Raw genomic sequence first — 12,077 nt, forward strand, 5'->3', positions numbered from 1 at the left:
GATACCATGCGCGTAAATATTACACTTGAACACAAAGAATCTGGTGAACGCTTGTACCTTACTTCTAAAAACAAACGTAACACTCCAGACCGTCTTCAATTGAAGAAATACTCACCAAAACTTCGCAAACACGTTGTGTTTACAGAAGTGAAGTAAGCATTCAATACGAATTAATACATAAGAAAAACGCTCTAGTCCTATTGCCTGGAGCGTTTTTGTCTTGTTTTGAAATCACATATCAATTTTATCAACTTGTTATTTATTTGATCAATGTACATTTTGGCAGAAAAAAGAATACAGGACGAACAAATTCCTGTATTCTTAAAATAACTTAGAACAGATATGATAATGAAATGACTAATAAGATTATAGTGCAAATTATTTTTACGATTTTTACATGTTGTTTGAACAATTTATCAGAGAAAAGGCTCAATATAAGCACAACACAAAACAAAGTAGTTCTTAAAATAGAAATAGTCATGGCTAGTACTCCTTTCGTTATTTTATAAAGCCAATAATTGATTTGAATAGTAATTATTTAATCTGCAAAGATGTTGAACTTTTCTGAAACCCTCTTTGGTCATTAATCGGTATCTCTATCTATCTTTATTTTAGTACAAATATCATTATTAAACCAATAAATGTATTTATTTTTTACTGCTCCTATTTTTGAGAGCGCTTGAAATATGTTATAATAAAACTAGATTAATGTATAGGAGGCAAACCGTGGGAAATTTCATTGAGCTAGTCTTTCATCGTTTCTTTTTGGGGATGATTGCGACGGCTTATTTTTGGTTATTGACACTAGCAGGAGGAGTGGTCTTTGGTATAGCACCCGCTAGTGCAACTCTCATGAGTTTATATGCAGAACACGGTTATTCTTATCGTGCTTATCGTTTCAAGGAAGCATGGGCTTTATTTAAGAGCAATTTTGTAAAAAGCAATCTCAGTTTTTACACCTTTATAGGGATTGACTTCATCTTGATTTATGGCTTGTATCTGATGATTCAATTGCCAAACCAGACTATTATTCACTTGGCAGCAACCTTTCTAAATATCTTTTTAGTAGCCTTGGTATTTTTGGCCTATACGGTATCTTTAAAGTTGCAGGTTTACTTTGAATTATCCTATAAAAACACCCTAAAGCTTGCCTTTATCGGAATTTTTATGAGTTTATCAGCAGTGGCCAAGGTTCTATTTGGTAGCGTCTTGTTAGCCATTATTGGTTTCTATATGCCGGCCCTCATCGCTTTTGTAGGTATTGGGATGTGGCATTTCTTTATTAGTGATTTATTGGAGCCTGTTTATGAAAGTATTCATGAAAAATTGGCAACCAAATAAGACCAAACAGTTTCGCCTCCACTCACTCCTAAGAATTTATAGTCTGGTAATGATTATCATCATTTCCTGCTTTGCTCTCTTGATTTCTTATGCAGACTGGGATATGCGTGAAAGGGAAGCCAATCGTGTTGGCCAGCGTGTTCTCGCTCGAACAGTTGATGAGGTTGAATACTATTATCGAGAATCAACCCGCCTAGCTCAGGAATTGGTCGAGAATCAAGCCCGCATCGAAGGGATTTACAAATATTTTAGTCTCAGCACGCCGGATTATTTTTATTGGCAGTTAGAACGCAAGGCGTCGCCTTATATTTCTGTTTCCATTTATGAAAATATTGATGATATATACGTGCGAAACGATTTTGTAACGGGTGTGTCGATTGTTCTACAGGATTCAACAGATGTATTTGTTTCCAAAAGAGGAAACCGAGGTGGACAGAAGATTCCAGCTGATAGCTTTAAACCGGACGCCAATAGTTTCGCTGTTCCAGTGTCTGATCCCATATCGGACCAAGCTCTAGGGGTCATTTATATTTCCGTAGAACCAGAATTCCTCTATAAGGCGATTGACAATACTAGGGGAACAATTCCTGTAGCAGTAACTGTCATTGCACCATATGAAACAGATATGTTCTATATAGGGGCAAAAGGGACTAATGAATCTTGGTTAGTAGGAACAACAGCCCATGGTTATCAAGTTCGAGTAGCTGTACCAAAGGATTATGTTTGGAGTGGGACCTTAGCAAGTTCGGCACTTATTTTAGGTTTGAGCGCCCTCTTTATCATCATTTTATATATGACCTTAAGAAGGACCTTTTCTGACTATCAAAGTCAGGTTGTGGACTTGGTGGATTCCATTCAAGCCATTACTAAGGGAGAGCAGACCAAGAGAATTGATACAAACAAAAAGGACCAGGAGTTGCTTCTAATTGCCGAGTCGACAAATGACATGTTGGATCGACTGGAAAGTAACATTCACGATATTTATCAACTGGAACTCAATCAAAAAGATGCCAACATGCGAGCGCTACAAGCTCAGATTAATCCGCATTTCATGTATAATACTCTGGAATTTTTGCGAATGTATGCAGTTATGGAGAACCAAAATGAATTAGCTGATATCATCTATGAGTTCAGTAGTCTCCTACGCAATAATATCTCTGACGAGCGAGAAACGACCCTTAAACAAGAAGTGGAGTTTTGTCGGAAGTACAGTTATCTCTGTATGGTTCGCTATCCAAAATCCATTGCCTATGGATTTAAAATTGATCCTGAATTGGAAGAAATGCGTATTCCAAAGTTCACCCTCCAACCTTTGGTGGAAAATTATTTTGCCCATGGAGTTGATCACAAAAGAACAGATAATGTTATCAGTATCAAGGCTTTGAAAAAAGATGGCTATGTCGAAATCTTGGTAACCGATAATGGTCGTGGGATGTCTCCTGAAAAACTAGCAGAAATCCAAGCTAAACTGGCTCAAAGAACCTTTGAACACACAGCAGATTATAAGGGGCAGCGACAGTCGATTGGGATTGTGAATATCCACGAACGCTTTGTACTCTACTTTGGAGACCGCTATAACATTAGCGTAGAATCTGCTGAACAAAAGGGTGTTCAATATAGAATCACCATTCAGGACGAAGAGAAAGGATAAACATGTATAAAGTACTATTAGTTGATGATGAGTACATGATTACAGAAGGACTTAAGCGTTTGATTCCTTTTGAAAAATGGGATATGGAAGTTGTCGCAACAGCCAACCATGCCGACGAGGCATTGGACTATGTTCGAGAGCATCCTGTAGATGTCGTCATTTCTGATGTCAACATGCCTGACAAGACAGGTCTTGAAATGATTGGGGAGATGAAGGAATTGTTGCCAGATGCATATTATATCCTTCTCTCAGGCTATCAAGAATTTGATTATGTCAAGAAAGCCATGAACCTCAATGTTGTAGACTACCTTGTCAAACCAGTTGATAAGGTTGAACTGGAGCATTTACTTGAGAAAATCCTTGGTCAACTTCGTGAGAAAGTGCATGAACCAGAAATTTTAAGTCAAAAATTAGATGAAGAAGCATTTAATGCGCATCTTTCTCAAAAAGAAAACTGGTGGATTGGTCTTTCAAAAGAAAAACAAGGGGATTTTGTTATTCCTTACTACGTTTTAGGTCAGGACTGGCAAATTGTGATTGCGGACCAGAAATTCGACGGTTTACTCGTTCTGCCTTTTGGGGCACCTTATCAGGCCAACTTTGAGAAATGGAAATTTAATGTAGAAAAAGCACTTTTCTATGGAACTGTAAACCTCGATCAGTCTGAAAGTCTCTTCTCATATTATGAACCCATCTATCGGGTGATTATCCAGGGAAATCTTCAGCAGATTATCGATGAGTTAAACCTACTCGAGAAGATTGTGCTAGAAAACACACCTAGGGTATCCATCACCAAGCAACTCTTTACTCAGTTTGTTATGGATGTCTTCCATCTCTTTGAACATTTGAAAGCAGATGATATGACAGATATTGTCAAGAGAATTCATGCTATTACTAACTTTGAGGACTTAGTGGCTTATACAAAAGAAACCTTGACGTCCTTCTTTGGTCAATACCGCATGAATGAAAATGTCGTCAGTGTACTCGAAGTCATTGGTAGAGACTATAAAAAAGAGCTGTCTCTCAAGGATATCAGTAAGGACCTCTTTATCAACCCTGTTTACTTAGGTCAGTTAATCAAGAAGGAAACCAATTCAACTTTTGCAGAACTCCTAAATAAGCAACGGATTAAAGCAGCTCAGCAACTCTTGCTGTCTACAAACGATAGTATTGAGGATATTTGCTATACGGTTGGTTATAGTAATGTAGGGTATTTCTACAAGGTCTTTCGAAAACTATGTGGAAAGTCTCCAAAGGCCTACCGCAAGCAGATTGAGGTCACCCTCTAACTTTTGTTATCCATTTTAAAATATGCTATAATAAGTTTAAAAAATATGAGGAGGTTACTTTTATGAAAAAGAAACCAATCTATCTATGGGTTTTATTGGTGTTATCAGCGATTAGTTCATTCTTGGCAGTAGTTGGAATACTCACTCCAGTACCTAGTAAGGACGCCCTTCGTGCTAGCCAAGAAAATGTTGGGACACTTAGTGCTCAACAAATAGAAGATGCTGTTAACTATGCCCACCAAGTGTCTGAGTCATCTCACTCTATTTTTAACACGATACTAATTATTCTATCTGCTATCTTAGTTGTAGTAGCCTTTGTTTTCTTAATTCGTAAGAACTTGCAGTTGGCAAACTACACTTATGTTGGATATGCCTTGCTAGCCATTGTTGGACTAGTCCATGACAATATGAATCTACAAGATGCTATGCAATTGATTAAAGATGACACCCTTCGTTTAGGAATGGAAGTCATGTCAAAAGTAACCACTATCATATTCATCGTCATCAATGTTATCTTTTTGGGAATCGTCTTTTATAAAATATGGCGTCAGCAAAAAGAACTAACAGAATCTCAAGAGGAAGAACTCGCCTAAGAGTTGACAAAGGATAACTATCAAGATACAATCTTGGTAGTTATTTTTTTGGATTCGAGAAAGAGGGAGGAAAAGATGAAAAAAATTTCCTTAGTTTATATCAGTCTGAGTGGGAACACGGAGAGTTTTGTGACACGTTTGAAAGCTTATTTGTTGGAGCAGTATGCGAATATTGATGTGGAAAAAATTCATATTAAAGACTTGGTCAAGGAAGGAGAAGACTTCTTTGAGATGACCAACCCATATGTGGCTTTTCTACCGACTTACCTAGAAGGTGGCAATGGCGTTGATAATGGAGATGTGGAAATCTTGACCACTCCAGTAGGTGACTTTATCGCATATGGTGATAATGCTAGCAAGTGTTTTGGTGTCGTAGGATCGGGTAACCGCAATTTCAATAACCAATACTGTTTGACCGCCAAGCAATATAGCCAGCGCTTTGGTTTTCCAGTCCTAGCTGACTTTGAAATGCGCGGAATGCTAGGAGACATCAAGAAGGTTGCTGGGATTATTGCAGACTTGTATGAATTAGAAGCTTTATAAGAGGCTAGATTTTCTGAGGAAGAGTTTTATTCTATGGATAAAGGATTTACTTCAAAGGGGACAATCGAAATGAGTAAACTACAGAAATCATTTTTAAAGTATATAAAACGCAAACCAAGCTTCAAGGATATTCTGCTATGCAGTGCTTTGCTACTATTAGCGATTGCTCTGCTACTGTTCTCTGAGAAAATTTTTGATGAAGATGCAGCACCATTTGGAACCATGGTATCCTTAGGGATTGTTATCCTGGTAGAAATCTTAGCTGTCAGAAATAAATAAAAAGACTCGAGAAATGCATCTCGAGTCTTTTTGTTAGTTGCGAATTTCGTCAACGATTTCTTTTGAAATAGGAATCCCTAAACGGTAGCCTTTGTTGATGTAGTCAATGACATCATTGATATTTTCTATCGTTTGGATTTTCTCTTCGATAGTTGCACGAAAAGCTTGGTCTTTCAATAGTTGGTTCTGAAGCAGTCTTTGAAGTTTCTCTTTTTCATATTTGTTGACAAGAAAGAGAAAAAGAAGACTGATAACAACTAGAATATAAGCATACTGGCTCATAAAAATTCTCCCTAAGTGATAAAGAAGTAGGTGGTAAGATAAAAGTAAATTTTTTTATTTTTCGAGTGATAGTACTGTAAGCGCCTAGCTACTTGTTATTAATTAGTGAAGCGTTTAGGCAAGTCGCCTCATTTACGACGTCGTGGCCCCTAAATCGATTATATTTAGGGGCCATGACTAGTGAGGCAGTTAGCTAGTCCGCATAAAAGCGGCTAGTGTCCAACAATTAGGAACCTTTAGTTCCAATTGTTGGTACTGAATCACATCTTCTCTGGCGCCTCTACACCCAACAGACGAAGGGCTTCTTTAAGGACAACTGCTGTTGCATAGCTGAGAGCTAGGCGACTGTCACGTTCTGGGCTTTCATCTAAGATACGAGTGTGGGCATAGTATTTGTTAAAGGCTTGAGCTAAGCTGATTGCAAATTTAGCGATGATAGACGGCTCATAGTTATCAGCTGCACGTTTAATAATACGTGGGAAGTCTTGGATTAGTTTAATGATTTCCCAGCTTTCAGCATCGTTCAAGCTATAGTTGGCATCTGCTTCAGGTTTGAAATCAGCTTTACGCAAGATTGATTGGATACGAGCGTAGGCATATTGAACATAAGGGCCAGTCTCCCCTTCAAAGGATACCATGGCTTCGAGGTCGAAGTCGTAGCCATTTGTACGGTCAGTTTTAAGGTCATAGAATTTAATAGCCCCAACTCCAACAGCGTGGGCAACCTGGTCTTTGTTTTCAAGTTCAGGATTTTTTGCTTCGATCTGCGCTTTAGCACGGCTGATGGCTTCTGCGACAGTTGGCTCTAACAAGATAACATTTCCTTTACGAGTAGAAAGTTTTTTCCCTTCCTTTGTTACTAATCCAAACGGAACATGGACAATGTCTTGGCTCCAATCATACCCCATCTCTTGCAAGACAGCCTTGAGTTGTTTGAAGTGAGCAGATTGCTCTTGACCAACAACATAGATTGATTTGGCAAATTGATATTCGTTTTTACGGTAGAGAGCTGCAGCTAGGTCACGTGTGATGTAGAGAGTCGCGCCGTCAGATTTCTTGATAAGAGCTGGGTGTTCAATTCCGTATTTTTCAAGATTCACAACTTGGGCACCTTCTGATTCGACCAAAAGTCCTTTTTCAGAAAGGATGTCTACAACTGCATCCATCTTGTCGTTGTAGAAGGCTTCCCCGTTATAGCTGTCGAATTCAACTTGTAATTCATCGTATAGGCGGTTAAATTCTACTAAGCTTTCATCGCGGAACCATTGCCAAAGAGCAAGAGCTTCCTCATCTCCATTTTCAAGCTTGCGAAACCATTCGCGCGCTTCTTCATCCAAGCTTGGGTCGTTCTCAGCTTCAGCATTAATGCGGACATAGAGCTTGAGGAGTTCATCGATTGGATGGGCTTTGACAGCTTCCTCGTTACCCCATTTCTTGTAGGCAACAATCAGCATCCCAAACTGTTTACCCCAGTCTCCCAAATGGTTGACCTTGACAGTTTTATAGCCGATTTTTTGGAAGATATGTGACAAGCTATCTCCAATAACTGTTGAACGAAGGTGACCGATTGAAAATGGTTTAGCAATATTAGGGCTAGACATGTCAATGACAACATTTTCTTGATTGCCAATCTCTTGGTCAGCGTAGTGCTCTTTTTCAGTGATAACGTTTTGTAGAACTTGACCAGAAATGGCAACCTTATCAAGGAAGAAGTTTACGTAAGGACCTGTTGCTACAACCTTTTCAAAAGCTTGGCTATTGATCTTTTCAGCGATGTCAGTAGCAATCATTTGAGGAGCTTTACGTTCAACCTTTGCCAATGAGAAGGCAGGGAAGGCGACATCTCCCATATCTGAGTTTTTAGGTGTTTCTAGTAAATTTAAAATAGCCTCTTGATCCAGGCTATCAATGACGCTAGCCAACTCGCTAGCAATCAATTCTTTTGTATTCATTTAAGGCTCCTTTAGGGCTTTTCTACTATTTTAACACAATTTACTACATTTTTTTGGAAAGAAGAGAATTTTTTTGAAATATCCAGTTTTTTTGATATAATGTTCTTACTAAAAAAATGTAAAATGTTATAAATATGCACTCGAGAGGAACATATGAGAAAAAGAGAACGTCATCAGCTTATTAAGCGAATGATTACAGAAGAAAAATTAGGCACTCAAAAAGAAATTCAGGATCGATTGGAAGCTTGTAATGTCTTTGTGACACAGACGACCTTATCTCGTGATTTGCGAGAGCTTGGCTTAACTAAAGTTAAGAAAAACGATGTTGTCTATTATGTATTAGCAAATGAGACAGAGAAGATTGATTTGGTCGAATTTCTGTCACATCACTTAGAAGGTGTTGCAAGAGCTGAATTCACCTTGGTGCTCCATACAAAACTTGGAGAAGCATCTGTCTTAGCTAATGTAGTAGATTCAAATAAAGATGAATGGATTTTAGGAACGGTTGCAGGAGCGAATACCTTGTTGGTTATCTGTAAAGATCAACATGCAGCTAAAGTTATGGAAGAACGCCTACTAGAGCTAATGGAAGATAGATAAGGTCTTGAGAGCTTCTCTCAGGACTGTTTTTACAAGGAGAGAATGAATGGCTACTGAAAAATTATCACCTGGTATGCAACAGTATGTGGATATCAAAAAGCAATATCCAGATGCTTTTTTGCTTTTTCGTATGGGTGATTTTTATGAGTTATTTTATGAGGATGCAGTCAATGCTGCCCAGATACTAGAAATCTCATTGACCAGTCGTAATAAAAATGCTGAAAATCCTATTCCCATGGCTGGTGTTCCTTACCACTCTGCCCAACAATATATCGATGTTCTAGTGGAGCGTGGCTACAAGGTTGCTATAGCTGAACAGATGGAAGATCCTAAACAAGCTGTCGGTGTGGTCAAGCGTGAAGTTGTCCAGGTTATTACACCAGGTACGGTCGTTGATAGTAGCAAGCCAGATAGTCAAAACAACTTTTTGGTAGCTATTGATCGTGATGGGTCTCAATATGGTTTAGCCTACATGGACCTAGTAACAGGTGATTTTTATGTAACGGGGCTATCAGATTTTTCTCTAGTCTGTGGTGAAATCCGTAACCTCAAGGCTAGAGAAGTGGTGATTGGTTATGACTTGCCTGAAGTAGAGGAGCAGATTCTCAGTCGTCAAATGAATCTAGTCCTTTCCTACGAACAGGAAATATATGAAGACGTTCACCTGTTGGATTCAAGATTGACAACTGTTGAAGGAGCAGCCAGTGGAAAACTTCTTCAGTATGTTCATCGAACGCAGATGAGAGAGTTGAATCACTTAAAACCAGTTATTCGCTATGAAATCAAAGATTTTATGCAGATGGATTATGCAACCAAGGCCAGTTTGGATTTGGTTGAAAATGCTCGCTCAGGTAAGAAACAAGGCAGTCTTTTCTGGCTACTAGATGAAACCAAGACTGCTATGGGTATGCGACTCTTGCGTTCTTGGATTCAACGCCCTTTGATTGATAAGGACCGTATCTTAGAACGTCAGGAAGTTGTGCAAGTCTTTCTGGACTATTTCTTTGAGCGTAGCGATCTAACGGAAAGCCTCAAGGGAGTTTACGATATCGAACGTCTGGCTAGTCGTGTTTCTTTTGGGAAAAGCAATCCTAAAGACCTCTTGCAACTAGCGACTACCTTGGGAAGTGTTCCAAGGATTCGCGCCATTTTAGAGGGAATGGAGCAACCAGCTCTAGCTTATCTGATTGAACAACTAGATGCTATTCCTGAGTTGGAAAATCTCATTAGTGCAGCTATTGCTCCGGAAGCTCCTCACGTGATTACAGAGGGTGGCATTATTCGGACTGGCTTTGACGAGACCTTGGACAAATACCGTCGTGTTCTCAGAGAGGGGACTAGTTGGATTGCTGAGATTGAAGCTAAGGAAAGAGAAAACTCTGGCATCCATACGCTCAAGATTGATTACAATAAAAAAGACGGCTACTATTTCCATGTGACCAACTCGCAGCTCGGTAACGTACCAGCCCACTTCTTCCGTAAGGCCACGCTGAAAAACTCTGAGCGTTTTGGGACAGAGGAGTTAGCGCGTATCGAGGGAGAAATGTTAGAGGCGCGTGAGAAATCAGCAAACCTAGAGTACGAAATCTTTATGCGTATTCGTGAGGAGGTTGGCAAGTATATCCAACGCCTGCAAGCCTTGGCCCAAGGAATTGCAACTGTCGATGTCTTGCAAGGCTTGGCAGTAGTTGCGGAAAAACAACACCTGATTCGACCAGAGTTTGGGCAAGAGTCGCGGATTGATATCCAGAATGGTCGTCATGCCGTCGTTGAAAAGGTCATGGGAGCTCAGACCTATATTCCCAATAGTATCCAGATGGATGAAGATACTAGCATTCAACTAATTACAGGTCCGAACATGAGCGGGAAGTCAACTTATATGCGCCAGTTGGCTATAACTGCAGTTATGGCACAGATGGGCTCTTATGTCCCTGCAGAAAGTGCTCATTTGCCAATCTTTGATGCAATTTTTACCCGTATCGGGGCGGCAGATGACTTGGTTTCAGGTCAATCTACCTTTATGGTAGAGATGATGGAAGCTAACAATGCTATTAGTCATGCGACAAAGGATTCATTGATTCTCTTTGATGAGCTTGGTCGTGGAACCGCAACTTATGATGGAATGGCTTTAGCCCAGTCTATCATCGAGTACATCCACGAGCATATTGGATCCAAGACTCTTTTTGCGACTCACTACCATGAATTAACCAGTCTGGAAGCTAGTCTTGAACATCTAGTGAATGTTCACGTGGCTACGCTTGAGCAAAATGGTCAGGTCACTTTCCTTCATAAGATTGAACCAGGCCCAGCAGACAAATCGTACGGTATTCACGTTGCCAAGATTGCAGGTTTGCCAGCAGACTTGCTAAAAAGAGCGGATGCGATTTTAACTCAACTAGAAAGCCAGGGTCAGGAAAGTCCAATTCCTACCAATCAAAATACTGTCAATGAGCAGATGTCGCTTTTTGATGAAAAAGAAGAAAATCCAATCCTGACAGAGTTGGCAAATATAGATGTTTACAATATAACACCTATGCAAGCCATGAATCTCTTGTTAGAGCTGAAGCAAAAATTATAAGCAAAAACCCACTCCGTTTTGTGAGTGGGTTTTTAGGTATTATTTTTTATGAGCCAATAGTTGATTGATGTGTGCAACCTTTTTGGATTCTCTCTTGTAGAGAATAACCCAGATGATGAGGTAGACGATTGCAAACTCTGGGATGAGTTGAAGAATGAAAGTCCAGTGAAGCGGGAACCAACCGGCTAGGATTGCTAGAGGGACAAAACCTAGCAACATAAGGAAGAAGTGAGTGACAGTAGCTCGAAGGAGACTCCAGTCTTGAGCAAAGAGACGACCGCCAAAACTAAAGAGGACTCCAATCGCTGCCCAGATAAGCAGACAGTAAAGCAGGACGAGTGATCCATGCACCTGATGTTGGGTCATGAATTGACCAATCAAAGAGTTGGGGCTGAGAGGTGCGTAGTTACTTGGTGAGTGGATAAACGAAAAGATAATAGATAGGATGAGGCCGATGAGGATACCAGTTGTGGCATCGTGAAATACTTGTTTTTTCATAGTTCTAATTTCTCCTTAATAGCTTTGAGGTAACGGCGAGATGAGTAGGTAAAACTTTCGTTTTTAAGATAAATTTCAATCAAGCCGTTAGAGGTTAGTTTAAGATGACTGATAGCATCTATGTTGACAATTTCAGATTGGGAAATTTGGATAAAGGAAGCAGGTAAGATTTCAACTGCTTGGTAGAGACGAATGTCGAGAGCATAGATTCGACTGTCCGTTTCAGCCAGCACTTTACGGTTTTCAATGTAAATCCGTTGAATCTTTTGAATTTCGATAAGAAAAACCTGATCTTGAAATTTTCCTTTAAGAGTTTCTTTTTGATCCAGCGATTGAACAAAGTCTTGAACTTTTTGAACTCTAGGGGATAAAGTTGGTGCTTCTATGATAATTTGTTCTTCTGCATATTGCTGATCAATGTCGAGTTTGACTTTCATAATTTCTCCTTTATCTAGTTGTAATAGAGATCTC

The 12,077-nt window shown here is 39.6% G+C and carries 13 protein-coding genes; 9 read left to right on the plus strand and 4 right to left on the minus strand.

What is annotated here, in order from left to right:
• Positions 1-6: 6 nt before the first annotated feature.
• From rpmG to NMM19_RS04080, 7 genes are all read left to right on the plus strand, one after another.
• Entirely contained in the window at positions 7-156 is a 150-nt protein-coding gene (gene rpmG, locus NMM19_RS04050) for a 50S ribosomal protein L33 (protein ID WP_001265622.1), read from the plus strand.
• Positions 157-726: 570 nt separating this feature from the next.
• On the plus strand, positions 727-1,341 hold the full coding sequence (locus NMM19_RS04055) for a YesL family protein (RefSeq protein ID WP_178894526.1): 615 nt from the start codon (positions 727-729) through the stop codon (positions 1,339-1,341).
• Positions 1,319-2,992 (plus strand): sensor histidine kinase, encoded by a 1,674-nt coding sequence (locus NMM19_RS04060; RefSeq protein ID WP_254730149.1) that lies wholly within the window; start codon positions 1,319-1,321, stop codon positions 2,990-2,992. The genes NMM19_RS04055 and NMM19_RS04060 overlap by 23 nt, the downstream gene beginning before the upstream one ends.
• Before the next feature lie 2 nt (positions 2,993-2,994).
• A complete protein-coding gene (locus tag NMM19_RS04065; protein WP_254730069.1) occupies positions 2,995-4,281 on the plus strand; it encodes a response regulator transcription factor in 1,287 nt (428 codons plus the stop codon).
• Positions 4,282-4,343: 62 nt separating this feature from the next.
• Entirely contained in the window at positions 4,344-4,874 is a 531-nt protein-coding gene (locus NMM19_RS04070; protein WP_254730071.1) for an ABC transporter permease, read from the plus strand.
• A gap of 75 nt (positions 4,875-4,949) precedes the next feature.
• Complete coding sequence (gene nrdI / locus NMM19_RS04075) at positions 4,950-5,417, plus strand: class Ib ribonucleoside-diphosphate reductase assembly flavoprotein NrdI (RefSeq protein WP_006154931.1); 468 nt, start codon at positions 4,950-4,952, stop codon at positions 5,415-5,417.
• A 69-nt stretch (positions 5,418-5,486) separates the two neighbouring features.
• Positions 5,487-5,696 carry a hypothetical protein gene (locus NMM19_RS04080; protein ID WP_254730073.1) on the plus strand — a complete coding sequence of 70 codons (210 nt, stop codon included), beginning with the start codon at positions 5,487-5,489 and terminating at the stop codon, positions 5,694-5,696.
• Between the two features lie 33 nt (positions 5,697-5,729).
• On the opposite strand, the gene NMM19_RS04085 is transcribed toward NMM19_RS04080, so the two are convergent.
• Together NMM19_RS04085 and argS are read right to left on the minus strand one after the other, a co-directional pair.
• Positions 5,730-5,978 (minus strand): MarR family transcriptional regulator, encoded by a 249-nt coding sequence (locus tag NMM19_RS04085; RefSeq protein WP_254730075.1) that lies wholly within the window; start codon positions 5,976-5,978, stop codon positions 5,730-5,732.
• Between the two features lie 260 nt (positions 5,979-6,238).
• Positions 6,239-7,930 (minus strand): arginine--tRNA ligase, encoded by a 1,692-nt coding sequence (argS, locus tag NMM19_RS04090; RefSeq protein ID WP_254730077.1) that lies wholly within the window; start codon positions 7,928-7,930, stop codon positions 6,239-6,241.
• A gap of 153 nt (positions 7,931-8,083) precedes the next feature.
• Here argS and argR point away from each other — a divergent pair, with 153 nt between their 5' ends.
• On the plus strand, positions 8,084-8,530 hold the full coding sequence (gene argR / locus NMM19_RS04095) for an arginine repressor (RefSeq protein WP_178894533.1): 447 nt from the start codon (positions 8,084-8,086) through the stop codon (positions 8,528-8,530).
• Positions 8,531-8,576: 46 nt separating this feature from the next.
• The gene (mutS, locus tag NMM19_RS04100) at positions 8,577-11,108 is read left to right on the plus strand and encodes a DNA mismatch repair protein MutS (RefSeq protein WP_254730081.1); all 2,532 of its coding nucleotides are present in this window, start codon (positions 8,577-8,579) and stop codon (positions 11,106-11,108) included.
• A 39-nt stretch (positions 11,109-11,147) separates the two neighbouring features.
• Here the strand turns inward: mutS and NMM19_RS04105 are convergent, their stop codons facing one another.
• Together NMM19_RS04105 and NMM19_RS04110 are read right to left on the minus strand one after the other, a co-directional pair.
• Positions 11,148-11,606: a DUF3021 domain-containing protein gene (locus NMM19_RS04105; RefSeq protein WP_254730083.1), complete on the minus strand. Its 459-nt coding sequence runs from the start codon at positions 11,604-11,606 to the stop codon at positions 11,148-11,150.
• Positions 11,603-12,043, minus strand: a complete 441-nt coding sequence (locus tag NMM19_RS04110) for a LytTR family DNA-binding domain-containing protein (RefSeq protein WP_214262691.1) — start codon at positions 12,041-12,043, stop codon at positions 11,603-11,605. The genes NMM19_RS04105 and NMM19_RS04110 overlap by 4 nt, the downstream gene beginning before the upstream one ends.
• Positions 12,044-12,077: the final 34 nt, after the last annotated feature.

It is taken from the genome of Streptococcus sp. CF8_St5-17, from assembly GCF_024295665.1.
Taxonomy (GTDB): domain Bacteria; phylum Bacillota; class Bacilli; order Lactobacillales; family Streptococcaceae; genus Streptococcus.

Coding starts and splice junctions, on each gene's coding strand:
- rpmG (WP_001265622.1), top strand. CDS start 7: ATGCGCGTAAATATTACACTTGAACACAAAGAATCTGGTGAACGCTTG.
- NMM19_RS04060 (WP_254730149.1), top strand. CDS start 1,319: ATGAAAAATTGGCAACCAAATAAGACCAAACAGTTTCGCCTCCACTCA.
- NMM19_RS04065 (WP_254730069.1), top strand. CDS start 2,995: ATGTATAAAGTACTATTAGTTGATGATGAGTACATGATTACAGAAGGA.
- NMM19_RS04070 (WP_254730071.1), top strand. CDS start 4,344: ATGAAAAAGAAACCAATCTATCTATGGGTTTTATTGGTGTTATCAGCG.
- nrdI (WP_006154931.1), top strand. CDS start 4,950: ATGAAAAAAATTTCCTTAGTTTATATCAGTCTGAGTGGGAACACGGAG.
- NMM19_RS04080 (WP_254730073.1), top strand. CDS start 5,487: ATGAGTAAACTACAGAAATCATTTTTAAAGTATATAAAACGCAAACCA.
- NMM19_RS04085 (WP_254730075.1), bottom strand. CDS start 5,978: ATGAGCCAGTATGCTTATATTCTAGTTGTTATCAGTCTTCTTTTTCTC.
- argS (WP_254730077.1), bottom strand. CDS start 7,930: ATGAATACAAAAGAATTGATTGCTAGCGAGTTGGCTAGCGTCATTGAT.
- argR (WP_178894533.1), top strand. CDS start 8,084: ATGAGAAAAAGAGAACGTCATCAGCTTATTAAGCGAATGATTACAGAA.
- mutS (WP_254730081.1), top strand. CDS start 8,577: ATGGCTACTGAAAAATTATCACCTGGTATGCAACAGTATGTGGATATC.
- NMM19_RS04105 (WP_254730083.1), bottom strand. CDS start 11,606: ATGAAAAAACAAGTATTTCACGATGCCACAACTGGTATCCTCATCGGC.
- NMM19_RS04110 (WP_214262691.1), bottom strand. CDS start 12,043: ATGAAAGTCAAACTCGACATTGATCAGCAATATGCAGAAGAACAAATT.